The following is a 24823-nucleotide window of genomic DNA, read 5'->3' as shown; positions in this document are numbered from 1 at the left end:
ACCCGTTATAGTAAAATACGCAGAAAAAAAGAGCACCATGGCCCTCATTGATCTGCACGGCATCTATAAAAACTACGAAGCGCAAAAAATCCTTGAGAACGTCGATTTCCATATCGATGAGGGGGAGCGCGTCGTTGTCGTCGGCAAGAACGGGAGCGGCAAATCGACGCTGATGAAGATCGTTGCCGGGACGCTGGAATACGACGAAGGGGAGCGCATCATCCGCCAGAACCTGCAGGTGAAGATGCTCGCCCAGGTGCCGCATTTCGAGCAGGGGCACAGCGTGCGCGAGGCGATCGAGCACGGCCTCGTCGAACTCAAAGAGGCCCTGGCCCGTTTCGACACCCTCTCGGTGGAGATGGCCGAGAAGTTCGACGACCCGCAGCTGATCAAGGAACACACGGAGCTCTCCGCCTACCTCGACCACCACAGCGCCTGGAACCTCGACGACAAGATCGAGCGGGTCTTGCAGCACTTCCAGCTAAAAATGTACGAAAGCAAGAACGTCAATCTGCTCAGCGGGGGCGAACAGCGCCGGGTCGCGCTGGCGTCGCTGCTGCTGCAGAAACCCGACGTCCTGCTGCTGGACGAACCCACCAACCACCTCGACGTCTACATGGTCGAGTTCCTCGAGGAACTCATTCTCAAGGAGAAGTTCACCCTCGTCTTCATCTCCCACGACCGTTACTTCATCGACCAGATCGCGACGAAGACCGTCGAAGTGGAGGATGCCGGCCTGCGGGAGTTCAAAGGGGGCTACAGCAGCTACCTGACCCAGAAAGAGGAGCTGCTGCGCACCATGCAGAAGCAGCACGACAACCTGCTGCGCCTGCTGCGCTCCGAGAACGAGTGGTATTCGCGCGGGGTACGCGCCCGCCTCAAGCGCAACGAGGGGCGCAAGGAGCGGCTGATGAACCTGCGGGAGCAGGCGAAAACGAACCCGGCGCAGATCCGTAAGATGCGCGTCGAGCTCGACCGCGAGGCGAAGCACTTCAACCGGGACAAAAGCGTCAACAAACAGAAGATGCTCTTCGAGATCGAGCACCTCGACATTACCCTGGGCACTAAAATGCTGATCAGGGATTTCTCGACGCGTATCCTCCAAAAGGACGTCATCGCCGTTGTCGGCCCCAACGGCAGCGGCAAGTCGACCCTCCTCAAAGCGCTGCTGGGGCGCCTCAAACCGACGGCGGGCAAGATCAAGCAGGGGGAGTTCTCCATCGGCTACTTCGACCAGCACCGCGAAATGCTCGATGACGACAAGAACCTCATCGAGACCTTCTGCCCCCACGGCGGCGACCGGGTCGAGGTGCAGGGCAAGAACATGCACGTCTACGGCTACCTCAAAAACTTCCTCTTCCCCCGCGAATTCCTCGACAAGAAGATCGGCATCCTCAGCGGCGGGGAGAAGAACCGCGTGGCCCTCGCCCTGCTCTTTACGAAGCAGGTCGACTGCCTCATCCTCGACGAACCGACCAACGACCTCGACATCCCCACCATCAACATCCTCGAAGAGAAGCTCCAGGCCTTCCCCGGGGCGGTCATCCTCGTCAGCCACGACCGCTACTTCGTTGACAAGATCGCCAAGAAGCTCTTCGTTTTCAAAGGCGACGGCGAAGTCGAGGAGCGCTACCAGCTCTACAGCGAATACCTTGAAACCGAGAAGGAGTTCCGGGAGATGGAGGCGATGGAGCGCGAGGCAGAAACGGTGAGCGCCAAACCCGCCGTGCAGGAGAAACCGAAAAAAGAGAAGCCGCTGCGCCTTACCTACAAAGAGAAGATGGCCCTCGAATCGCTGCCGGGTGAGATCGAAGCCCTGGAGCAGAAGATCGAAGACCTGAACGCCTGCCTTGCCGACCCGGCATGCTATGCCGAAAAGGGGATCTCGGTGCTGGCCAAGGAGCTCGAAGCCCTCGAGGCGGAGTACGAAGCGAAAGTCGACGAGCTCCTCACCATCGAGGAGAAAGCGGAGCAGATCGAGGGGCAATGAAAAAGTGCCCGCTCTGCCAGACCCCCTCCCCCTCCTTCCGAGACCGGCAGCTAGACTGCCTCACCTACCACTGCCCCCACTGCGAACTGCTCTTTAAAGAGGAAAACGCCCACCCTTCGGAGGCGCAGGAACGGAAAAAGTACGACGAACATAACAACTCGATCGAGAACGAAGGGTACGTCGCCATGTTCGAAGCCTTCATCGATTATACGCTCGCGGCCGTCGACCGTCCCGTCAAGCGGGTCCTCGATTTCGGCTCCGGTCCCGCGCCGGTACTGGCCGAACTGCTGCGCCGCCGCGGTTTCGAGGTCACGATCTACGACAAATATTTCGCGCCGGAGCCCCCGGCGGAGGATGCACGTTTTGACCTGATCACCTCCACCGAGGTGATCGAGCACATCGCCGACCCGATGGGGACCCTTGCCGAACTGAACGCGCGTCTCGTCCCGGGAGGCACCCTGGCACTGATGACGCAGTTTCACCAAAACAGCGAGGCGTTCTACCAGAACTGGTGGTACCGCCGCGACCCGACACACCTCGTTTTTTTCACGCCGAGAAGCTTTGAAATCGCGGCAGAACGGCTGCAGATGAAGCGCATTTGTCACGATGGAAAAAAGATCGTTCTTCTCTCAAAAGCCCTATAGACGGGCATCATAAATCTATCACATCCTGAAGACAATTTTACAAATTGTTATATCTTCATGGTCCTTTAAGCCTCGCATCCGATATAATCATTTTTAATATTTTTAGGAGGATAGCTTTATGCGAAGAGGATTTGCGTTTCTTATGTCGTCAGTCGCAGCCGCAGGTCTAATGACCGGCTGTGCGAAGCTGAATACGCTGACAAATGTACTGGTACCGAGCCATGTGGATATGGAAAGCGCGAAAAAGATGAAGATGCCGGTCGTCATCTACGATGTTGATGTCGAAACCGATGAGAAGGGGAACAGCCACCCGATCGTCTATTTCGTCAACACGTCAGCCAAACCGGTTGACATGGCCACCTTCTTCTTGGAAGGCGTCACCGAAGACGGCCAGACCGTCACGCTCTGGGCCGACGACTATGAGCGCGTTCCCCCGGGCAAAAGCAGCCAAAAAGGGGTCCTGGGCGGCCAATGGACCAAAACGAAGGTCAACTGTATCGAGATCAGGAAAGCGGGGCTGCACATCGACGGTGTCGACTACCGCTTCATCGAAGAGAATATCAACCAGCTCTTCCAGAACCCTTCTCTCAACGAATGTAACTGAGACGCGGGCCGGGCACCGGCCCCGCAACCCACCCCTTGCCTTTAACGTACGTAATCAACCACCTTTGACATCTCGGTCACGTCCTTGATGAATGCCACGACTTCCAGATGCGCCGGGTGCGTTGCATAGGTTGCGAGTCCCTCTTCCGTTTCAAAGGTCGTCGTCAGTACCAGGTCCATCGCCCGTTCGCTCCCGTTGAAATCCACGCCGACTTCCATGCTGAGCAGCGGATCGATCTTCTCCGTGAGCGCCTCGAGCATCGCCTTTGCCTTGGCGACGTTCGCCGCTTTGTTCTCCTCTTTGAATGTAAACATTACGATATGGACAACCATGATTTTCTCCTTTGATTTCCCCCAGAAGGGGCTCTTTTTTTGATGCCATTTTAACCTATGTAGGTTATGATTGAATTATGCGACACTACCGATCGGACGAGGCGGGGATTCCCCTGCCTGACACCTTTTCGCTGCTGACCTGGAACGTCCACAAAGAGATGGGGCGTCCCCCCTTCGACAAAACGCTGCAATCGCTGTTGGCGACCGGGACGCCCGAACTGATTTTGTTCCAGGAAGCGGTTCTTGATACCCATACGGCAGAACACTTTCCGGGGTATAACGTCTCCGCCGCCATCAACATCAATCTCCGCCACCGCCAGTACGGTGTTCTGACGGCGGCCAAAAGCCCCATCCACGATACGGTCAGCCTGAAGACCAACCGGCGGGAGATGCACATCGCCACCCGTAAAAGCCTGCTGATCACGACCCACCCCTTCGAAAACGGCAGCGAACTCGTCGCCGTCAACCTCCACGCCATCAACTTCGTCTCCGCCGCCGTCTTCATCGAAGAGATCGACCGGCTCCGCATCGCCCTGCAACAGCGCAAAGGGCCGATGATCGTCACGGGGGATTTCAATACCTGGAGCCGGAAACGGATGGAGTACCTCGAAGGCTTTGCCCGCTCGATCGACCTCCTCCCCGCCACCTGTGCCAACGGGCACCATATCAAGCAGCGCTTTTCCAAGCCCCTCGACCACCTCTACTTCCGCGGCCTCACCCTGCTTACCGCCGAAGCCGTCAACACGGGCCGGGTCTCGGACCACAACCCCATACTCGCCACCTTCAAACGCTGAGCCTCAGCCCAGGACAGGGCGCCAGAAGAGGTAGGCGATCAACACGATCAGAATGATGCCGACAAGATTGAACAGAAGTCCGTAAAGCGCCATCGTCCGTATCGGGATGACCCCGCTGGACATCGCGATGGCGTTGGGAGGGGTCGCGATGGGTAGCATAAAGGCGTAGCTCGAACAGATCGTTGCCACCATCATAAACAGCGTCGCATCCAGCCCCGTCTGCTGCGCCACCGCGTAGATCACCGGCAGCATAATGGAGATAAGCGCCGTATTGGAGGTGATCTCCGTCGTGAAGGTGATCAGCGCCGCGACGATCAGCATCAGGTAAAGCGGCGTCAAATAGCTGTAATCGACGAGGAATTCGGCAACCCGACCCGCCAGTCCCGTTTCGGAAAAGGCCTTGGCGATCGCGAACCCCGCCCCGAACAGGAACATGATGCGGTAGGGAATCTTCGCCTTGTCCTCCTGCCAGATCAAAAGATTGAACGGGGGCGCGAAGAGCAGCAGACCGGCGCTGAGCAGAATCACCGGTTCGCTCATACCGAGCCCCTCCCACCAGGGACGGATGGGGGCATTGACGAGCAACAGCACCACCAAGCCTCCCAGCAGGGCCAGGAGCTTCTTCTGATCCCCACTCAGCGGTTTCTCCTCCTCCGGAAGCGCCAGGCGGACGTCTTTGATCCCCACGGCGAGCACCACGGAGATGACGACAATCATGACGAGGGCCAGCGGGGCAACCATCCACATCCACTGCACAAAGGGGATCATGGCCATCCCGTGCTCCTCCATGACCCCCAGCAGGATCAGGTTCGGCGGGGTGCCGATGGGGGTCAGGATCCCCCCGATGCTGGCACCGTAGGCGATGGCCAGCGTAAACCGCATCTTCAGCCGCGGGTCGTCGGAGAGGAAAAGCGCAATGGTCATCAGCAGCAGGGCCGTCGTCGTGTTCGAGAGGATCGAGCTCATCACCCCCGACGTCACCGCCAGCGAGATGATGATCCCCCGCCCCGTCGCCGGGAAGATCCCCAGCATCTTCCGTGCGATCCAGATGTGCAGCCCGCTCTTCTCCACGGCGATGGCCAGCATGAATCCGCCGAGAAAAAGGTAGATGATAGGATGGGCGTAATTGACCGTGGTCATCTTGGTCGGCAGAATGTGCAGCGCCGGGAAGAGTACGATGGGCAGGAGCGAAACGACGCCCAGCGGCAGCCCCTCGTTGGTCCAGAGCACGACCAGCAGCGTCACGACCCCGGCCAGGGCCGCCTGCACCGGGGAAAGTATCGGCAATACCAGGGCGTAAAGGAGCAGCGCCGTCCCGACGGCCCAGAGGATCTTGACCGTTGATCCGCCCATGCCCTTCTACCTCGTCAGCAGGTCGTTGAGGCTCTCCCGGGGCGCTTTGCCCTCCAGGATTTCATACACCTCCGTCGCGATCGGCAAGTAGACCCCGCTGCGCTGCGCGATGCCGTGCAGCGCGTAGGCCGTCCCGATCCCCTCGGCCACTTCGCCCAGCTCCTCGACGATCTGCTCTTTCGCCTTGCCTTCGGCCAGTCCGAGACCGACACGGTAGTTCCGCGACAATACCGAGCTGGCCGTCAGGAAGAGGTCCCCCGCTCCGCTGAGACCGAGAAAGGTCTCGTCCCGTGCACCGTAGGCAAGGCCGAAGCGCCGCATCTCGATCAGGCCGCGGGAGATGAGCGCCGCCGCCGCATTATTGCCGAGCTTCAACCCCGCGCAGATCCCCGCGGCGATGGCAATGACGTTTTTATAGCTGCCGCACACTTCCGCCCCGGCGATATCATCGTCGCTATAGGTGCGGATAAATTCGGGAAAGGCCTCGGCAAAGCCCATCGCCGTCTGCGCGTCCGCGCTGCTGACGACGAGGGCCGTCGGCAGTCCCTGGATCACCTCCGCCGCGAAAGAGGGGCCTGAGAGAAACGCGATGTTCTGATCGGGCACGTAGGGGGCGAAGATTTCGTTGAGAAAGCGGCCCGTTGACGCTTCGATCCCCTTGGCCGCGACGAGCACCTTCTGGTCGCGGTAGCGGAAGTGCTCTTTCAGCCACGCGCCGACCTGCTGGGCGGGGATCGCCATGACAAGGTATTCGCGCTGCAGCGCCGTCTCCAGGTCGACGAAATTGGGAACGTCCCTGGGATGGCGCGACGTGATAACGACCTCGTTCTCCGGGTTCTGCCCCAATGCAAATGCCAGGGCCGAACCCCACTTACCCGCCCCGATGACTGCGATCCGTTTCACGTACCCCTCCAACTTCCTCTTCAAATGCCTTTATCTCCTTATCGTAACCTATCACGACTAAAACATCCCCCGGGTCGAGCAGGTGGTTATACCCCTTGGCCGTAAAGATGAACGACTCGCTCATCCGCTGGTCGACGACGGCCAGGACGATGATATCGCGCTGCGTCGTTTCGAGCAGTTCGTTGATATGCTTTCCGACCGCCGGGGAGAGCTCCGTCAGGGTGATCTGGGCGACTTTGAGCTCCATCTGCGTATCCATCAGTGCGTCGAGCAAACGGGTGATCACCGGTTTTTCCAGCCGCTCGATGACCAGGTTCGCCGTCGTCTGCAGTTCGGCGATCACCTTGTTCGCACCGGCCAGCCGGAGCTTTGACGCGTTTTCTTGGGTCGTGGCAAGGGCCACGATCACCGCTTCGTGAAAACGGTCGCGCAGGGAGAGGGTCAGAAAAACGTTCTCCGCTTCGCTCTCCAGCGCGCAGATGATCCGCGTCACGGAGAGGTCAAAGGAGAGCAGATCATCCCAGTTGTCCTCCAGGTCCGCCAGATGCGCCTCGAACCCCTCCGCCTGCGCCTGTTCCACATCGCCGTTATTAAGCGCGTAAATGACGATGCGACTGCAGCTGTACCGGAGCTGCTGCGCGATCTCTCGCGCGAATTCGTTGTAGCCGAAAAGAATGATAGCGTCGACATTCATGAATGCACCGCCTGATGCAAATCTATCCGGTATTCGTGCAGCATCGCATTCTCCCCTATGACGACGAGCAGATCGTTCTCTTCGACCGCGAAATCAACCGGGGGGTTAAAGACGAAGCGCGCTTCGCGGCGTGACTCCACCCCGAGCAGGATCAGCCGGCGCCCCCTGATTTTGAGGTCCTGCACCGTCTGTACGAATCGTGCCATCCGCTCGTCGATCAGGATCTCGTCGATCACGACCCCCGAATGTTCGGCGCGCAAAGCGTGCAGCGCCTCGAAGGCGATGGGCTGGTCGCTGTATTCGCGCGAAAGCTGGCCGATCAGCTCCTGGGCATAGACGACGTCGTCGACCCCCGCACTCTCCAACTTACGCCGGTGCTTCTTGTCATGCAGCAGGGAGAGGATCCTCAGATCCTTGTTCATCGAGCGCAACGTCAACGCCGTGTAGACGTTCTCCACGTCGGTATCCCCCAACAGGATCACGGCCCGCACCTGCCGGCCGGGATCGATGCCCAGCTGCCCGAGCGCCTCCAGGCTGGAGGGGTCGATTGCCAGGGCCAGGTCGTGATGGCGCCGCGCTTCGGCGATCTTCGCCGCGTCGGCGTCAAGGATCACCACGCTCCGTCCCATCCGGCGGAGTTTGGAAGCGGTCTGCTGCGCCACCGTGCCGTACCCGCAGATCAGGTAGATGCCTTTGAGTTTCTGGACGTCCTGGATCAGTTTCCCGTCGCGGATGTCGTCCAGTTTCTCCGTGAACGCCGCCACCACAATGGAGGTCGCAAAGGCCAGCACGGCCACCCCGGAGACGATCACGACCAACGCAACGAGCTTCCCTTCTCCGCTGACGGGGACGACGTCGCCGTACCCCACCGTCGAGATCGTGACCACCGACCAGTAGAGCGCGTCAAAGAGCGTGTTCACCTTCGAATCGGGATTGAGCGCCTCCATGACGTAGATCATCACCGACGCAACGAAGATGATCAGGCCGACAAAGGTAAAGAGCGTCAGCAGCTCGAACTTTTTGCTGGCAAGGATGGCCGCGAAGTGGTGCATGTTCTGGGCGTAGCGGAAGAGCTTGAAGACCCTGAAAATAATGAAGAGGCGCAGCAGCCGCAGTTCGTGGAAGAAGGGCATGATCGCCAGGAAGTCGATGATGGCCGAGAGGGAACTGACATAGCGCCATTTCGCGATCAGCACCTTCATCAGCGCCCTGCCCGCCCGGAACTCCCGCTGCAGCAGTTCATCTTTCTCGTACTGATCGATAATAATGCGCGCGCTGTCGCTGCTGACCCAGAAGCGCATCAGGTATTCGACAAGGAAGATCAGCGAGATGATGTAGTCGTTGAAAACGGCCAGAAAATCTTGCTGGGGAAACTTGACGTCGCGGATCAGGATAAAGACGCTCGAGAAGATGAGCACCATCATAAAGAGGTCGAAGTAGCGCTTGTACCTGTACCCGACATTGTTCATCAGGTTGTCGACGCTGTGGCGCGTCCGGCGCAGTTTTTGGGAGGACTCCAGAGCGTAGGCACTGTCGACGAGCGCCCTGGAGAAGAGATTCACGTGTTTATCCCAGCTTCTGCTTGAGGATTTCGTTGACCGCCTGCGGGTTCGCGCTGCCTTTGCTCGCTTTCATCACCTGCCCGACGAAGAAACCGAAGAGTTTGTCCTTGCCGCCGCGGTACTCCTCGACCTTGGCCGGGTTTGCCGCGAGGATCTCGTCGACCATCGCTTCGATGGCCCCCGTATCGCTGACCTGCTTGAGGCCGAGCTTCTCGATCGTCGCATCGACGCCCTCGTCGTTCTCCATCAGGTAGTCCAGGACCTCTTTGGCCGCCTTGCCGCTGATGGTATTGTCCTCGATGCGCTTGACGATCAAGCCCAGTTTCTCCGCATCCACCGGGGAGGTGGCGACGGTCATGCCGCCCTTGAGGCGTCCCTGGAGTTCGACGGTGAGCCAGGTGACGGCGTTTTTCGCGCTGATCCCCTGAGAGAGCATCTTCTCGAAGAAGTGCGCCATCTCCAGCTCGGCGGTAATGACGCTTGCGTCATACTCGCGCAGGCCGTGCTCTTTGACGAGGCGCTCGCGTTTTTCGTCCGGCAGTTCCGGGATCTGTGTGGCCTCCGCGTACATCGCGTCGTCAACGACAACTTTCATCAGGTCCGGCTCCGGGAAGTAGCGGTAATCCGCCGCCTCTTCCTTGCCGCGCATGGAGCGGGTCTCCTGCTTGGTCTGGTCGAAGAGACGGGTCTCCTGGACGATCTCCTCGTCGTAGATACCGTCTTCCCAGGCGTCGATCTGGCGCGCCACTTCCATCTCGATCGCCTTCTGGATGAAACGGAAGCTGTTGATGTTCTTGATCTCGACGCGGGTGTAGAGCTTCTCATCCCCTTTGGGACGGATGGAGACGTTGACGTCGACCCGAAAGGAGCCCTCTTGCATGTTCGCGTCGCTGATGTCGAGGTAGCGGACGATGGAATGCAGTTTTTTCAGGTAGAGGATCGCCTCGTCCGCCGAACGCATGTCCGGTTCGGAAACGATCTCGATCAGCGGGGTGCCCGCGCGGTTGAGGTCGACTTTGGAAACGGCGCCGTCATGGATGTTCTTGCCCGCATCCGCCTCGATGTGCGCGCGGTTGACGCGGATCGTCTTATGCGAACCGTCCTCGAAATCGATCTCGAGCTTGCCGTGCTCGACGACAGGGGTATAGAGCTGGGTGATCTGGTAGGCACTCGGGCTGTCGGGGTAGAAGTAGCTTTTGCGGTCAAAGAAACTGGTGCGGTTGATCGTCGCATCGACGGCAGTTCCGAACATCACCGCCTTGTGGAGCGCGGCCTCGTTAAAGACGGGAAGCGCTCCCGGCAGCGCCAGGCAGGTCGGGCAGGTGTTGACGTTGGGGCGGTCGTTGAAACTGGTGGGACACGAACAAAAAAGTTTGGTTTTCGTATTGAGCTGGACGTGGACTTCGAGTCCGATAATCACTTCGAACAAAAGGATTCCTTGGCTGAATTTATAAAGTATCTAATCGATGCGAAACCGGCGGCGCCGGCGGCGTGGACCGCGCTAATCTGGGCAGGGCTGACGATGCCGCCCAGCGCGATAACAGGTAGGTCAATTTTACCCGCTGTTTCATTTAAATCCTCTAAACCTTTGGGCGCACCTTTGCCCGGGCTCTCGAAGATCGGGCTGTAGGTGATGGCATCGGCCCCTTCGGCCGCCGCGTGCATCGCTTCGACGGCGCTGTGTGTCGAGACAACCGTAAAGAGGCCCTGTGCTTTCGCCCCGGCGACCGCGTCGAACTGCGTCGACGTCAGGTGGACCCCGTCCGCCCCCAGGGCAACCGCCAGCGCCGCATCGCGGTGCAGCATTGCTTTGATGCCGTGCATATGGCATTCATCGACGAAGACCGACGCGAAGCGTTCATAATCCGGGTTCGACTTATCCCTGTAAAGAGCATAATCAATCTTCTGCGCGGCGAAGAGCTCCCCCAGGTGTTTGGCAAAAGCCCCCGGCGTAGTGCAGGCGTAGCTTCCGTCGGTGATCAGGTAGGCGAAAAAAGCCATGGCCTCATGCCTCGCTTTCGAGCAGCTCCGCAATGCGCTGCAGCAGCCGCGTCTGTTCACGCTGGTTTTCGACACGTTCTTTGTAGAGATTGAGTCCCTCAAGCATCAGGATGACACAGAACATCAAAAAGATAAAGACGATGGTGGTAAGCAGCGCGATGGAGAAACCGAAAATAGCGGTGATGTGGAAAAGAAGCCATGAGCCCAGCAGCAGCAGGGCCCAGGCAAAGCCGAGCAGGAAACTCAGAAGCGTGTCAAACGTGCTGCGTTTCATCCGGCGTCCCAGAAAAGGTTAGAGGGATTCTTCGTGAAGGGTGACGGCTCCGCCAAGGTAAACGTAGGTCAGCATCATGAAGATGAACGCCTGCAGCAGTGCCATGAAAGAGAGCAGCGCGAACGGGATCATCGGCAGCAGCCACGGTGCGAGCATCAGCATGACCATCAGGAACATGTCGTCCCCTTTGACGTTACCGAAAAGACGGAAGCTGAGCGAAACGATGCGGGAGATGTGTGACACGATCTCGATCGGGAACATCAGCCATGCCAGCCACCAGACCGGCCCCATAAAGTGTTTGAAGTACTCGACGACACCGTTGCGGCGGATCCCTTCAAAGTTATAGTAGATAAAGACGATCAGCGCCAGCGCCAGGGTAAAGTCCAGGAACGCGGACGGTGCTTCAAAGCCCGGGATAACCCCGATCAGGTTGGCGATACCGATAAACAGACCCAGCGTCGCGACGAGCGGCAGGTAGCGCATCGCTTTTTCGCGGCCCATAACGTCCGAACCCATTGCAACGACACCCTGAAGGTACGCTTCCATCAGGTTCTGTGTGCCCCCCGGGACGACTTTGAGGCTTTTGGTCGCCATTTTGGCCAGCATGATGACGATCAGCGCCGTCAGGAGCATATGCGACATAAAGAGGTAGGTGTGATTTTCACTGATCACACCGAAGAAAGTAAAGAGTTCACCCACGAGAATTCCTTCGATCAAAATAGTTGTGCGATTATAGCCCTCTCTCCATTAAAGGAGCCTAAGCCAACCCGCCACAGGGCGGGACATTGCCCGGAAAACGCGCTGAAAATGGGTACAAATGCGCCACGGCCGCACTGCCGATGCATAAAAAGCGATCAGAGCTCCAGCCGCCCCACCGCCTTGCGCGCCGCGGCGATATCCCGCCCGATCTGTTCTTTCAGCGCATCGAGGGAGGCGAACTTCTCGTTGCCCCGCAGCCGCTGGACGAAGCTGACGTCGATACGCTCCTTGCAGACGATCTCACCGTCAAGTACGTGCGTCTCGACAGCGAAGCTGCCGTCGGTCGTGACCCGGTGGCCGACGAAACTGACGGCGGGATGGTAGTGCTCTTCGCCGTCCAGGCGGGCCAGGCTCGCGTAGACCCCCTCTTTGGGAAGGAGAAAACCGTTGGTCAGCATATTGACCGTCGGCACGAGCTCCTTTTTGCCGATCCCCTGCCCCCGTACCACATCGCCGCGCACGGTGTAGTTGTGGCCGAGGAAACGGTTCGCCCCCGCGACGTCTCCGATGATCAGCTTCGCCCGGATCTTGTGCGAATGCACCGACTCGCCGCCGACGGTCACTTCGTCAATCACCTGCACCGCGCCTCCGAACGCCTTTGAGAGGTCTGCGTGAGAGAACTTCCGGTCCAGCCCGAACCGGAAGTCATACCCGACGACGATCCGGGAGAGTACGGGAAAGCGTTCGCGAAGGTAGTCGACGAACCCCCGGTCGTCGAGCATGCGGATTTCGTCGAGGGGGAGGTAGACGATGGGGTGCGTCGTAAAATGCTCCCGCTCCCGCCCTGGGGTCAGGTTCGCGTACCCCGTCTCGACGACGACGATCGCTCCGCGCTCCCCCAGGGCATTGAAAAGGTGCTGATGGCCCTCATGCATCCCGTCGAAACCTCCGATGGCGACGGCATCAACCTTTTTCAAAGCAGTAGCATGTTTCACTGTTCCCCTCCTTGCCCGTAATCGCGGCAGGCGCTTTCGCGCGCTGCTGCCAGCCCCGCGCCGCACAGGCCGCTTCGAAATCAGCCATCGCCTTCGCCACGGCCGCCGGGTCCGTCACAACCCCCTTCCTGTCCCGGGCCGCTTCGCGTCCGACCTCGAACTGCGGTTTGAACAGCAGCACGATCCAGCGCCCCGCCAGACGCTCCACGTCATCGAGGATATGGTGCAGGGAGATAAAGGAGACGTCGCTGGTGACGACATCATACGTCCGGTCCGGCATGAAACGGCGGATATCAGTCTGTTCGAAGCTCCGCACCCTCGGATCCGCCTTGATATCGGGATGGAGCTGATCCCGGCCGACGTCGACGGCATCGACCGCTGCCGCGCCCGCTTCGAGCAGCACCTGGGTGAAGCCCCCCGTCGAGGCGCCGATATCGAGGGCGCTCATTCCCGTGATGTCAAAGGGCAGCGACGGCAGGAACCCTTTGAGCTTCAGCGCCGCGCGGCTGACGTAGGGCATCGCCTCGGTCACCTCCACCTGCTGGGACTCGACGGCGAATGCCGGCTTGGTCACCACGCTGCCGTCGACGGTGACGCTCCCGGATTTGACCAGCTGCTGCGCTTTCGAGCGTGTCGGCGCCAGCCCCGCTTCGACGAGATAGTGGTCAAGTCGCACTAAAACTGCACCTGCAACCCGATGTAGGCACTGCCGAGGTTCATCTCATAAGAGGTACCGTTTTCATCCATGCCGAACTGGTAGAAGTCGTACCCGGCGTTCACCGTCAGCCAGCTCAGCGCCCGAATGCCGACGCCGATACCGTAGACCAGCGTCCCGGCCGAACTGCTTTTGCGCTCGGGGCGGCTCTGGTCCCAGTAGAGCTCCCCCGCGCCAAAACGGGCAAAGATATCCACCGTCTCATTGAAAATGGGATAGTGCCCGGTCACGTCCGCCGACAAGACCTTGAAAGCTTCCCGGGAGGTCTCCCCTGCACCCGTTTTCCCCTCGAAATCACCGAACTGGGCATACTGCAAAGAGACGGAGAGGTGACGGTTGATAAACGCCCCCGCCCCGAAACGGTACTGCGGTACGGTTTCCGTCGAGATCGTCGCCCGCCGGCCGTCGTCGTTGTAACTGCCCAGCCCCGCACCGGCCTCCAGGTAGGGTCCGCTGCGATCGGCGGCGCAGAGCAGCGTCGCCGCCAGCAGAATAGCCGCACCCCTCACCGGTTTCTCCGGAGGTATTTCGCTTCGAAAATGTCCGGCGGGAGGGCCCGGTCGAAATAGAACCCCTGCAGGGCGTCGCACTCCAGCGCTTTGAGCAGCTCCAGCTGTTCCAGGGTCTCGACCCCTTCGGCGACGATCTGCAGGCCCAGACTGTGGCCCATCTTGATGATCGCCTCGGCGATGGAACGGTCTTCGGGGTTTTCAACGATGTCGCGGACCAGAAGCTGATCGATCTTGAGCGTATCGATCTTGAAACGCTTGAGGTATCCCAGCGACGAATAGCCGCTGCCGAAATCGTCCATCGCCAGTCTGACGCCGGCGTGTTTGAGCCGTTCGAGCTGCACCACCGTCTCTTCGGCGAACTGCATCAGATAGGTTTCCGTCAGTTCCAGCCCGATGTAGTCCCGGGCCAATGCGCTGCGGTTGAGGATCTCCGTCAGCCGGGTCACGTCTTTTTCGTTGATATGGCGCCCGGAGATGTTGACCGAGAGCGGGATGATCCGGTTGATCGACATTGCATGCCAGCGCCGCAGGTCCCCGATGACCTGGGTCAGGACCATCTTGTCGATCCGCGAAATGAGCCCCGTCTCTTCGGCAAAGGGGATGAATTCGCCCGGAAGCAGGAGACCGCGTTCGGGGTGCTGCCAGCGCACCAGCGCCTCCGCCCCCCGGATGCTCGTCCCGCTCCCTTCGAAAACGGGTTGGTAATACACGACGAACTCGTTGTTGTGGATCGCCTCACGCAGCTCCTTCTCCAGCACGAGGCTCTTGAAGGTCTGTTCGCTCATCTGCGGGGTGTAGAAACGGATATGGTCCTGCGCCTGTTTGGCCTGATACATCGCCGTATCGGCGTGCTTCAGCAGGGTCTGAGCATCCTCCCCGTCCTCGGGGAACATCGCGATGCCGATGCTGCCGTAGATGTGAAAACGCTGCTCGCCGATCGGGAACGCCTCGCCGAAGGCTTCGATCATCCGCCGCGCCTCTTCCATCACCTTATCCCTATCCTCGGCTTCCTCGAAAAGGAGGACGAACTCATCCCCCCCGAAACGCGCCACCGTATCGCCGTTACGCACGTTTTCGCCGAGGCGTTTTGCCACTTCCACCAGGAGACGGTCGCCGGTGGCGTGCCCGTAGGTGTCGTTAAGGTATTTGAACCGGTCCAAATCGATGAAAAAGAGGGCGGCTTTGCTTTCGTTCCGCTCCGAACGGGCGATAAGATGCTTCAGCCGCTCCTCGAACATCGCCCGGTTCACCAGTCCCGTCAACGGGTCGTGAAAGGCGAGGAAACTCAGCTTTTCGCGGTTCTGTTCCCGCTTCAGCACGATACTCACGATCCGTGCGGCAACGGTGAGCAGCATCTTGTGGAACGGGGTCGGCACGCGTTCCTGGAAAGAGGTCAGCGCGAAGGTGCCGACCGTCTTCCCTTCCAAAACGACGGGCATGGACCAGCAGGCGTTCAGGCCCGCTTTTTGCGCGACATCCATCATGTTCTGCCAGCGTTCGTCGCAGCTGATATCGCAGACGAACTGCGGTTCGTTCCGCAGCACGACGTTGGCGCAGGAGCCGTTGTGGGGCTCCGGCAGCAACCCGTCGAAGACGCTGACGGCCTCGTCGGGGAGCGAGGGCGCCGCTTCGACGTAGAGTTTCCCGTCTTTCGGGTTCACGAGAATGACGGATGCGATGCTGCCCGGGACCATTTTCTCCTGCAATAAGCAGAGCTCTTCGAGCACGGCCTCCTTGCTGGCGTCTTCGGCCACCTTCTCCAAGATGGCGTTTTGAAGCTCAAAGATCTCCTGGTAGTCGCTGGCGACAATATTTTCTTCGGGTGTTTTCATCGGTCTATTGTAGCATCTGTTTCATCGCATCTTCCGTAAGGGTCGCCACCCCCAGCGACACCGCCTTATCGTACTTGCTGCCGGCGTCCTCGCCGTAAATAACGTAATCGGTCTTTTTCGACACGCTCCCCGCGACCTTGGCCCCCAGGGCCTCCAGATCGGTTTTGATCTCCGGACGGGGTCGGCTCATCGTGCCGGTGAGCACGACCGTCTTCCCCTTGAAAGGGTTCTCCGCCGCCTCAGCCTTCTGTTCCGGGGCCGCCGGCTGGACGACGCCGCGCAGCGCTTCGATCTGTTCCCGGTTGACCCGGACGAATTCGAGCACCGACGCCGCCATCTCCCCGCCGAAACCGTCGATGGCGAGCAGCGCCTCCTCCGTCGCGTCGGGAAAATCCAGGCCGAAGGTGTCGCAGAGCTGTTTCGAAGCGACCTCGCCGATGTGCTCTATCCCCAGCCCGTTGACAAAGCGCCAGCACGCCGTGCCCCGGCTCTTTTCAATGGCGTCGAGCAGGTTCCTGCTCTTCTTCTCCTTGAACCCTTCGAGCTCCAGCAGCGCTTCGAGCGAAAGCGCGTAGAGATCGATGACCCCTTTGACCAGCCCCGCCCGGTAGAGGGCCTCGACGATCTTGTCGCCGAGGCCGTCGATGTTGAGGCACTGCTTGGAGGCGAAATAGATGATGGCGTTCACGACCCGCGCTTCGCAGGAGAGGTTCTGGCACTTGATCAGCGCCCCCTCGTCGAGGAGTTCGCTACCGCAGACCGGGCAGCGCGTCGGACGTTCAACCGCCCTTTCCGAGCCGTCACGCCGTTCGGGAATGACCTTGATGATCTTCGGGATGACGTCGCCGCTGCGCAGGATGATGACGTGGTCTCCGATGTGGATATCCTTGCGCCCGATCTCGTCAAAGTTGTGCAGGGTCGCGCGTTCGACGACAACCCCCTCGATGTCGACCGGCTCGACGATCGCCACGGGGGTGACGACACCGGTGCGCCCCACCTGCAAGATCACGTCACGGACCCGGGTCATCTTCTCGATCGCCGGGAACTTGTAGGCCACCGACCAGCGGGGGTTCTTGACCGTATAGCCCATATCCTCCTGGGCCTCGACCTGGTCGACCTTGATGACCATGCCGTCAAGCATCATCGCGAAATCGTCCCGGGTAACTTTCATCTCCTCGTAAATAGCCTCGATGTCGTCATAGCCCTCGCAGACGCGGTGCAGCGGCGGTTTGCGGAACCCCAGGGCGTAGATCCACTCCATCCGCTTACTCAGCAGAGGGATGTCGAGCGTATTTTCACCGATGCCGTAGGGCAGGAAGACGAGGTTGCGCGCCGCCGTGATCTTCGGGTCGAGCTGGCGCAGACTTCCCGCGGCGGCGTTGCGCGGGTTGGCGAAGAGCGCTTCGCCCTGCGCTTCGCGCTCGCGGTTGATCGCGTCGAACTCCTCTTTGAAGATGACGACCTCCCCGCGGATCTCGATGCGCCCGTCGTAATCGATGGCGAGGGGAACGCTGCGGATCGTTTTGACGTTCTGCGTCACCTCTTCGCCGATCGTGCCGTCGCCGCGGGTGATCGCCTGCACGAGACGGCCGCCTTCGTAGATCAGGTTGAGGCTCGCCCCGTCGAACTTCGGCTCGCAGTAGAAGGTGACGTTGTCGACAAGCTTTGCAACGCGCTCCAGCCATTTCTGCAGCCCCTCGGCGTCGAAAATATCCTCCAGACTCCACATGCGGCTGCGATGCGCGGCCTTTTCAAACCCTTCAAGCGGCACCCCGCCGACCCGCTGCGTCGGCGAATCGGGAAGCACTGCTTCCGCATGAGCCTCCTCGTACGCCAGGACGTCATGGTAGAGCCTGTCGTACTCCTCGTCGCTGGCAATGGGGTTGTCGAGGACATAATAGTGGTAGGCGTAGCGGTTCAGCAGCGCCACGCTTTCGCGATAGGTTTCAGCCGTCATCTTTGTTGCTCTTTTTTGCAGAGGATTATAACGAAGCTTGTTGAGAGTAAAGGGGTGCAGGAAAGGGCAGAAAAGAATATAATATGCATTGATAACCAGAAGTCTACAAAGGAGGCGTTATGACACATGATCTTCGCCTGAATATCGAAGTGATGGATGCGGCGCACGAGACGTTCCTGCAGATGCTTGAACAGCTTCAGAAAATGGAGGGAGGCGCCATCGACACCGCCCTCTTCCGCGAATGGATCACCGAAACGAAACGCCACTTTGCCGAAGAGGAGAAGCTGATGATGAAGCACCTCTACTCCGAACGGGAGACGCATACCGGCGACCACGAACAGCTCGTCGACGAGATGGAGTCCTTCTTTACCATGATCACGTCGATGCCGCCGATGGCCCGCTCCTTCATCGAGAGCTACGCCTACGACAAATTCCGCCGCCACACGATGTTCTACGACCTCGACCTGGCGAAATTCCTCTCCGGCAACGAAGCCGGCTGAGTCCTGCGGCTCCCCGCACTCCGATACCATCCGGGGTGCGTTCGCAGCCGCCCTCTTTGACGCCTCGCCAATCCCCCCTCTCTTTCATCGACATGATGCTATGCACCCTTCCGACACCCTACGCTGCAACGCCACATTACTGCCATTAAATATAATTATTTTTTATGATTTTAGCCATGAAAATTAAGTAATCTTCTCTTATGCTGTTCCCGTGCTCGGCATCCTAGTTCTCTTCGCGTCCATGGCACGGGGCGGTTTGGCTCCCCCCTTGACTTATCTCCTCGGATGAAGAGTGTTATTGCGTGTCGCAGCTCCGCAAACGCATTGCACGGATCTGCGGCCTACCGGAATTGAAAGGTGACTCATGAACAGACGGAAGTTTCTCTCAACAAGCGCGATTGCGCTCTATTCACTCCCTGCGATCAATCTCTTATCGGGCTGCGGCGGCTCCGGCGGCGGTACGGCCCTCTCTCCCATCGACCGGCGTGTCGCACTGCTGCAAGCGGCCAAAACGCAAAACGACAGCACCGTCGCCGAGATCGAAAACCTTCTCGGCGGCCTCACCGGAACCTATGCCTCCCCGCTGCGGACAACGGCACAGCCTACCCCGGACGACATCAGCAGCTTTTTCGCCGCGACGACCCCGACCCTGCCGGCCGATTCCCCGCTCAATGCGCTGTTTTTCCAGAGCGACGAGACGGAGTCGATGTGGCGCAAATACGAAACCTACGGCAGCCTCGCCCATCAGCAGTTCGGCCACCAGTATGTGAAACTGCTGGCGACCATGCGCCTTTTCGACTACCAGAATCGTCCGCAGGAGACGGCACAGAGTGCGCCGGATGTCGCCGCGGCATCGGCGCACTACCGTACGGCGGCGGAGACCCCATCGGAGTTCAGCGATTTCGACAATCTCCTTGCCAAACTCAAAGCGGCGGCCGGGGACGCGCTCCAATACATCTTCGATGCCATCAGGATCGCCATGAACGGCTTTTTCAACTACCTCAAAAGCCTCTTTGACAACGGCGACGCCCGGGCCCTTCTCTACGCCACCCTCACCTACTTCGCCGTCGACAAGCTGCTCAAGATCATTGCGGATAAGACGGCGGCCGATCTGAGCTTTGAGAGCAACAGCGACACCCTGCTGAGTTTTGCGAAGATGGCGATCGCCGCGGTGGCGCTCATGGGGCTCTTCTCCCTCGAAAAACTCGCTGCGGCCGGTACGGCGGCGGTCTCCCCGGCGTCCGCCGGCACAATGACATCCGATGAGACCCTGCAGATGGAAACCTTCCTCGGATCGGTTTCCGTGCAAAGCGCCCTGGTCGCGCTGATGTTCAAGGTCGTCGGCGGCGCGGTCAGCACGGTCATCGGCACGGCAAAGACGCATTCCGAAGCGCTGCTGGCGTCGCTCCAGGACGGCTATGACCCGGCCACCGAGCACTACACGCTGAGCGCGGAGCAGCAGGCCTCGCTCGATACCCTCAAAAAACGCTCCGTCTCCCTCGCCGTCATCTCCGTCGTCGTACGCCAGCTCTTCACGATGCTCAGCGCGCATGCGGTCACGACGGAGGGGGTCGTGCAGGAGGGATTTGCCGAGGGGAGCGATGCCGAGACCTTCGTCACGCTGTTCGGTGCCGGCGCCCTGCCGCAGACGGATGCCTTTACGACCTATACCCGGGAGATGCAGGGGGTGTTGAAAAGCGGCACCGTCTACACGACGGAGAGCGCCAGCTATTTCGATCAGCTCCGCGACCTTCTGGACAACGGTGCCTCCTGGCGCGACCTCTTCGACCTGATCGCCACGATGTCCGTCACCTTTTCGACCCAGGCTTCCGATTTTGCTTCCCAAACGGAGACCGACGCGTTCGCCTTTGCATCGCATCTGGCGGACCTTGCCTACAGCTTTACCGCCCAGACGGCAAGCGACGCCTACGACTTTGCCACCCATATGGCCGACCTCGCCTACAGCTTTACGATGGATATCGAGGAGGATGCCTACCAGTTCGCGATGAAGGGGATGGAGTTCGGCTACCTCTTCGCCTCCCGCGGCGAGGAGGTCGGCATCATGGCCGACCGGATCCTCTGGATGGCCGTGCAGATCGGCCAGATGGCCGACAGGATCGGCGAGATGGCGGACCGGATCGTCTACACCGAACAGCTGATCGTCTATACGGAGATGCTGATCCTCGATTTCGGGCTGCTGATCTATGACGGGATGAAGACGATCACCAACCTCATGCTGACGGGGATGGCGCTTATTCTCGACCGCGAATGGTATACGCCGGCGGCGGAGGACCAGATCGTCACCGTCGTCGCGGGCACGATGGAGCAGATGATGGCGAACATGCAGGAGTATGCCCTGGCGGTGCTGGACAATCAGAGCCTCCTGCGCGAGATCACCCTGAGCGCGCTGGAGTGGGTCGCGACGCATACCGCGCAGGCATCCGATGCCAATGCGACGGTGTGACATGCAGTGGCACCGTATAGCCACCCTGCTGACCTGGGCCGGACTCAGCCTGTGCGCTTCGGAGAGTGCCGAGGCCATCTATGCAAAAAGCGCGAAACTCTTCTCGTTCGGCAACCTGCGTTTCGACGTCACGATGACCGTAGAAAACAGCGGCAACCGGCAGGAACGCTCTTTTATGGTCGCCGAACGGCAGACGGGAGACGCTTCATCCCTCCTGATCCGTTTCCGCTCCCCGCAAAACATCAAATGCACCGCCATCCTGATCGAGCGGGAGCAGGAGAGCAGCAGCAATGCCATCTACTTCCCCGCCCTGAAACGCGTACGGATCATCCCCGAACAAGAAGAGGAGAGCGAAGCCGTCGGCATGGGGATCTCCTACGCCGAACTGGACGCGAAAACAGGGACATTCGATCCGCTGGAGGAGACACAGTTCGACGGCGCTGCCTGTTACAAGGTGACACTGAGGCGAAAGGGAAACCGCTCGGTCTACTACATCGACGCCGCCACCTCCGTGATCAGAAAAGTCGAAATCTTCAAAGGGGGCCAGCTGCAGCGGGTCGTCTCCATCGACGCGGTCAACCGCATTGATGAACAGATGCTCATCACCCGCTGGCAGGTCAACGACCTCATCAAGTCGCGGAAGCTGACCTACATGGTTGACACCGAGAGCGTCTCTCGCGATATCAAACGGGGGCTATTTCATCACAACCGTCTGCACCGCTGCACCTTCTAAGCTCACCCGCAGCGGAAGAAGTAGCGCTTCAGCAGCAGCGGCAGCAGGTAGACCACAACGGCGAGGTTCGCCGCCAGCAGGATCCCCAGTTCCATGCCGAAGCGCTGGATCATCGTTCCGCCGAACAGCATCCCGCCCAGCCCGATCAGCATCGTCGTGTTCGAGACGATGATCGGACGCAGCACGCTGCCGATGCAGGCAGGCCCCTCCTGTTTCATGCAGATGAAAAGATGGATGATCGAATCCGTCACCAGCCCGATGAACAGAATCGTGCCCAGCAGCGTGATCATGGTAAAATCCATCCCCAGCAGGCGGTGAACACTTGCCAGCAGCAGCAGCGAAAGCAGCGGCGGCACAACGACGATGATGCTCTTCCATGTCCGGCAGTAAAGCAGGAAAAAGAGCACGACGAACCCGAGCGAGATACCGACGCCCATCAGGAACTCCCCAACAAAACGTCTCAGGAAATGTTCGAAATCGGCGATCTTGCCCAGGATGCCGACCGAGAAATCGCCCGAAGCCTCCCCGATCGCCTGCAGCCGCCTGAGCATGGCGGCAATCGTATATGACGGCGTCGTGATCGGGATACTCAGCGTCATATAGGTCTCGCGCTGATCCGCACTCAGCAGCGGCAGGCCGCCGTCGAGCCACTCCAGGGCAAGAAGATACTGGGCGTAGGCATCGGGCGTCGCATCGCGAAGCGGCGATCCCGCGAAACGCTCATACCCCATCGGAAGGCTCCCCAGCAGCACCCCGGGCACTGCGCCAGCGATACGCGCCGTCAGCCCGGCGAGCTCCCGAGCCTTACCTACATCGGAGAGATCGCCCTTCTGCGCGCGTAAGCGGACGACAAAAGGCAGCGTCGGCAAATGGTCGGACTCGAACGCCGCAATGCGTTTGTACGCCGCCATCGTCGGCTGCATGAGGTTCATGGGGTTCAGATCGACAGAGGGGGCCTTCGCGCAGACGAAGCCGCAGGCAACGGCGGCGCCCCCGAGAAACAGCAGCCCCTTTTTCAGCCGGGCATCGTCCGCATGCCATCGGCGGCGCCAGCCGAACACGAGACGCAGCGGTCTGAAGAGGTAGATCCGCCCGATGAGATAGCCGTAGAGCACCCCCAGCCCGATCAGCATCATCTTTCCGAACGTACTGACCAGCCCGAAATCCGACGCATAGAGGAAAAGAGAGCTCAAAGCGGTCGTGGCGACCGAGAGGGTGATGCCGAACGCCAGCTGGTGTTTGCCGATCTCCCCGGAATGGAGATAGTTGAAAAGGGTCAAAGCGTAAATGACGAGAAAAACGACCGCCAGCAGCGCGGCGGGGTCGACGGCGACACCGCCGGTCACCAGCACGGCGAGCAGCGACACCGTAAACGCCCCGATCTCGATGAGAATGTTCAGCAGGTACTCCAGCGATGTCAGCAGCCAAAGCAGCAGGAGCAGAAAAGGCACGATCGCATACAGGTAAAAGACCATGTCGCCGAAAAACCCCTGCAGCAGCAGGGCACCGACGACGGCGGTGCCGCTGTGCGGATACCCCCCGACCCGTGCGAGGACGGCGTTCTGGTTTTGACGGTTGAACGTCATCAGGTAAAGGCCCTGCCGGTCGATGCGGTAATAGTCCGCGATCAGCCCCTCCGAACGCCACATATGCAGAGGAGCCTCATCCGGTAGCGCGCTAAAAAGATACTGCCGCTCCGCCGTAAACCACTGCTGCGGCATCGCCGAAGCAGGCGTGCCGGGAAAGAAACGGCTCCAGTCCACCGTGCGCACCTCAACCTGTCGCATCAAAGCCGCGCCGAACAGCAGCAGCAACAGCAGCGCCCCCGTTTTCATCCCGAGCTTCAAAACGCTGCCCTCAGCGTGAACCCGACGGTGTTGTACGCTTTGTCGTCGGAGTGGTAGAGGGCATGCAGATCGACTTCAAAGGCGCCGCGGGTGAACACGAGGTTAGGGAGCATCACGGCGGTGGCGTTGCCCGCATACCACCCGGTGATCAGGTAGTGGTCGAAACGCACGGCCACCCCCCTGTAGACCGTCAGGTCAAACTTGTTCAGCAGCACGGTCGCCAGCACGCTCTGGCGGTACTGTTTGAGATAGCCCCACTGCACTTCCAGGTCGAAATAGGCGCTCCCCGCCTGCCGGTCCACCCCGACACCGACCATGGCGAGGGGACTGAAGGTGTTGAGTGTCGGCACCCTGTCGCGCACGCCCACTTCGGCGCGAACGCCGTACGTGTCGACCGTGCCCTCGGCATAGAGGGAGTACTGGTTGTAGCGGAACCCTCTGACGCCCTTGATAGGGTTGAGGTCCGGCTGATCCAGGTATTCCCGGAACGCTTCCCCGCTGTTTTGTCCATCCGGCAGCGCACCGATCATGTCAAGCAGCTGCTGATCGACCTCTATATAGGGCACCTCCGAGTAGCGGTTCGTCCACACTGCGCCGAACGTGGCCCCCGCACCGCTGCTCTCGGCAAGCACCTGGATCGTGCTTTTTTCCACGGCCAGCCCGCGTTCATTGTACTGCGCGTCGATATCGCTTTTGAGCGCCGGGCTGATGCCGTCGCGGTACAGCGGGAGGAACACGTTCCGGTAGATCGCCGCCCCCTCCGCACTGTTTTGAATGAGCTGTTCAAAATAGGCCGGAAGGTAACTGTCGAGCAGAAATCCCACATACGTCGAGATGTAGCTCTGCGTCCGCCCGTCGTAAGGCTGTACGGTTACTCTGAGCAGGGAACTCTCCCCGACAAAGCAGGAGAGCTCCGCCATCCACTGCGGGAGCCTTCGGAGGTTGATATTCGCATCGTCAAAAAAATCCACCCGGACCGGGTTGAGAAGGTCCATGCCGCTCAGATAGTCAAGCACCCCCGTTTTGGAAACGAATTTTCCTATCCTGACGTCGAAATCATCCCCCCAGTAGACCAGGGCCATCTGGTTGAGGCTCACACCGCTACCGTCATGCCCCTTGTAGAGCAGGAGCCCGCCGTCGATGCGGTACTGTCCCTGCTCGTAGTTCCCTTCGTTCAACGTCAGGATATAGGGGGTCTGCGGATAGGTAGCACCGTTGTCGAGTTGCCGCACTACAAAAGATTGCTTGAGGGTAAGGCTTCCGGGCAGGCCGGTCGCCGCGGAGGATATCTCTTTTCCGTCCAGTTGCGTGCACCCCCCTATCACTCCCAAGGCCAGCGTCACGGCAACAAGACGGTTCACGGTAGACGTCACCTCTCCATCCGGCCCGGAAGCAAGGCGCTCCCGAGCCAAGTACAT

The 24823-nt window shown here is 59.8% G+C and carries 23 protein-coding genes; 7 read left to right on the top strand and 16 right to left on the bottom strand.

Features of this window, described 5'->3' with window-relative positions; genetic code table 11:
- Nucleotides 1-37 precede the first annotated feature (37 nt).
- The 3 genes from WCY31_RS04480 to WCY31_RS04470 all read left to right on the top strand — a co-directional run bounded on the left by WCY31_RS04480 (nucleotide 38) and on the right by WCY31_RS04470 (nucleotide 3238).
- Nucleotides 38-1990, top strand: coding sequence for an ABC-F family ATP-binding cassette domain-containing protein (locus tag WCY31_RS04480; RefSeq protein ID WP_345973340.1), 1953 nt, complete (start codon nucleotides 38-40; stop codon nucleotides 1988-1990).
- Nucleotides 1987-2634 carry a class I SAM-dependent methyltransferase gene (locus tag WCY31_RS04475; RefSeq protein WP_231020796.1) on the top strand — a complete coding sequence of 216 codons (648 nt, stop codon included), beginning with the start codon at nucleotides 1987-1989 and terminating at the stop codon, nucleotides 2632-2634. The genes WCY31_RS04480 and WCY31_RS04475 overlap by 4 nt, the downstream gene beginning before the upstream one ends.
- Nucleotides 2635-2776: 142 nt before the next feature.
- Complete coding sequence (locus tag WCY31_RS04470; protein WP_231020795.1) at nucleotides 2777-3238, top strand: hypothetical protein; 462 nt, start codon at nucleotides 2777-2779, stop codon at nucleotides 3236-3238.
- Between the two features lie 41 nt (nucleotides 3239-3279).
- On the opposite strand, the gene WCY31_RS04465 is transcribed toward WCY31_RS04470, so the two are convergent.
- Entirely contained in the window at nucleotides 3280-3570 is a 291-nt protein-coding gene (locus WCY31_RS04465; RefSeq protein ID WP_345973338.1) for a Dabb family protein, read from the bottom strand.
- A gap of 77 nt (nucleotides 3571-3647) precedes the next feature.
- Between WCY31_RS04465 and WCY31_RS04460 the strand changes: the two genes are divergently transcribed.
- Nucleotides 3648-4364, top strand: a complete 717-nt coding sequence (locus WCY31_RS04460) for an endonuclease/exonuclease/phosphatase family protein (protein ID WP_345973336.1) — start codon at nucleotides 3648-3650, stop codon at nucleotides 4362-4364.
- Between the two features lie 3 nt (nucleotides 4365-4367).
- Here WCY31_RS04460 and WCY31_RS04455 read toward each other — a convergent pair whose 3' ends face one another.
- The 13 genes from WCY31_RS04455 to ligA all read right to left on the bottom strand — a co-directional run bounded on the left by WCY31_RS04455 (nucleotide 4368) and on the right by ligA (nucleotide 17861).
- The gene (locus WCY31_RS04455) at nucleotides 4368-5717 is read right to left on the bottom strand and encodes an SLC13 family permease (protein ID WP_345973334.1); all 1350 of its coding nucleotides are present in this window, start codon (nucleotides 5715-5717) and stop codon (nucleotides 4368-4370) included.
- A gap of 6 nt (nucleotides 5718-5723) precedes the next feature.
- Nucleotides 5724-6620 (bottom strand): NAD(P)H-dependent glycerol-3-phosphate dehydrogenase, encoded by an 897-nt coding sequence (locus WCY31_RS04450; protein ID WP_345973332.1) that lies wholly within the window; start codon nucleotides 6618-6620, stop codon nucleotides 5724-5726.
- Nucleotides 6589-7314 (bottom strand): NAD-binding protein, encoded by a 726-nt coding sequence (locus tag WCY31_RS04445; protein ID WP_345971062.1) that lies wholly within the window; start codon nucleotides 7312-7314, stop codon nucleotides 6589-6591. Before WCY31_RS04445 ends, WCY31_RS04450 begins: the two co-directional genes overlap by 32 nt.
- Complete coding sequence (locus tag WCY31_RS04440; protein ID WP_345971061.1) at nucleotides 7311-8876, bottom strand: ion transporter; 1566 nt, start codon at nucleotides 8874-8876, stop codon at nucleotides 7311-7313. Before WCY31_RS04440 ends, WCY31_RS04445 begins: the two co-directional genes overlap by 4 nt.
- 4 nt (nucleotides 8877-8880) lie before the next feature.
- Complete coding sequence (gene gatB / locus WCY31_RS04435) at nucleotides 8881-10305, bottom strand: Asp-tRNA(Asn)/Glu-tRNA(Gln) amidotransferase subunit GatB (RefSeq protein ID WP_345973330.1); 1425 nt, start codon at nucleotides 10303-10305, stop codon at nucleotides 8881-8883.
- Nucleotides 10293-10877, bottom strand: a complete 585-nt coding sequence (locus WCY31_RS04430; protein ID WP_345973328.1) for a thiamine phosphate synthase — start codon at nucleotides 10875-10877, stop codon at nucleotides 10293-10295. Before WCY31_RS04430 ends, gatB begins: the two co-directional genes overlap by 13 nt.
- A 4-nt stretch (nucleotides 10878-10881) precedes the next feature.
- Nucleotides 10882-11151, bottom strand: a complete 270-nt coding sequence (locus tag WCY31_RS04425) for a hypothetical protein (RefSeq protein ID WP_345973326.1) — start codon at nucleotides 11149-11151, stop codon at nucleotides 10882-10884.
- 18 nt (nucleotides 11152-11169) lie between these two features.
- Entirely contained in the window at nucleotides 11170-11850 is a 681-nt protein-coding gene (locus WCY31_RS04420) for a F0F1 ATP synthase subunit A (RefSeq protein ID WP_231021219.1), read from the bottom strand.
- A 155-nt stretch (nucleotides 11851-12005) separates the two neighbouring features.
- A complete protein-coding gene (locus tag WCY31_RS04415) occupies nucleotides 12006-12845 on the bottom strand; it encodes a bifunctional riboflavin kinase/FAD synthetase (RefSeq protein ID WP_345973324.1) in 840 nt (279 codons plus the stop codon).
- Nucleotides 12814-13521, bottom strand: coding sequence for a 23S rRNA (cytidine-2'-O)-methyltransferase TlyA (gene tlyA, locus WCY31_RS04410; RefSeq protein WP_345973322.1), 708 nt, complete (start codon nucleotides 13519-13521; stop codon nucleotides 12814-12816). Before tlyA ends, WCY31_RS04415 begins: the two co-directional genes overlap by 32 nt.
- Nucleotides 13521-14069: an outer membrane beta-barrel protein gene (locus WCY31_RS04405; RefSeq protein ID WP_345971055.1), complete on the bottom strand. Its 549-nt coding sequence runs from the start codon at nucleotides 14067-14069 to the stop codon at nucleotides 13521-13523. Before WCY31_RS04405 ends, tlyA begins: the two co-directional genes overlap by 1 nt.
- Entirely contained in the window at nucleotides 14066-15904 is a 1839-nt protein-coding gene (locus WCY31_RS04400; RefSeq protein ID WP_345973320.1) for a bifunctional diguanylate cyclase/phosphodiesterase, read from the bottom strand. The genes WCY31_RS04405 and WCY31_RS04400 overlap by 4 nt, the downstream gene beginning before the upstream one ends.
- 4 nt (nucleotides 15905-15908) lie before the next feature.
- Nucleotides 15909-17861 (bottom strand): NAD-dependent DNA ligase LigA, encoded by a 1953-nt coding sequence (gene ligA / locus WCY31_RS04395; protein ID WP_345973319.1) that lies wholly within the window; start codon nucleotides 17859-17861, stop codon nucleotides 15909-15911.
- Nucleotides 17862-17980: 119 nt separating this feature from the next.
- Here ligA and WCY31_RS04390 point away from each other — a divergent pair, with 119 nt between their 5' ends.
- The 3 genes from WCY31_RS04390 (at nucleotide 17981) to WCY31_RS04380 (ending at nucleotide 21558) form a co-directional block, all read left to right on the top strand.
- Entirely contained in the window at nucleotides 17981-18361 is a 381-nt protein-coding gene (locus WCY31_RS04390; protein WP_345971052.1) for a hemerythrin family protein, read from the top strand.
- Between the two features lie 364 nt (nucleotides 18362-18725).
- On the top strand, nucleotides 18726-20825 hold the full coding sequence (locus tag WCY31_RS04385; protein WP_345973317.1) for a hypothetical protein: 2100 nt from the start codon (nucleotides 18726-18728) through the stop codon (nucleotides 20823-20825).
- A 1-nt stretch (nucleotide 20826) separates the two neighbouring features.
- Entirely contained in the window at nucleotides 20827-21558 is a 732-nt protein-coding gene (locus WCY31_RS04380; RefSeq protein ID WP_345973315.1) for an outer membrane lipoprotein-sorting protein, read from the top strand.
- A 2-nt stretch (nucleotides 21559-21560) separates the two neighbouring features.
- On the opposite strand, the gene WCY31_RS04375 is transcribed toward WCY31_RS04380, so the two are convergent.
- Nucleotides 21561-23405, bottom strand: coding sequence for a hypothetical protein (locus WCY31_RS04375; protein ID WP_345973313.1), 1845 nt, complete (start codon nucleotides 23403-23405; stop codon nucleotides 21561-21563).
- On the bottom strand, nucleotides 23402-24766 hold the full coding sequence (locus WCY31_RS04370; protein WP_345973311.1) for a hypothetical protein: 1365 nt from the start codon (nucleotides 24764-24766) through the stop codon (nucleotides 23402-23404). The genes WCY31_RS04375 and WCY31_RS04370 overlap by 4 nt, the downstream gene beginning before the upstream one ends.
- Nucleotides 24767-24823 lie beyond the last annotated feature (57 nt).

Origin of the sequence: Sulfurimonas sp. HSL3-1 (assembly GCF_039645995.1) — a bacterium.
Lineage (GTDB): Bacteria > Campylobacterota > Campylobacteria > Campylobacterales > Sulfurimonadaceae > Thiomicrolovo > Thiomicrolovo diazotrophicus.
Note: the sequence above shows the minus strand (reverse complement) of the source record. Positions and strands in the feature narration are given on the sequence as shown.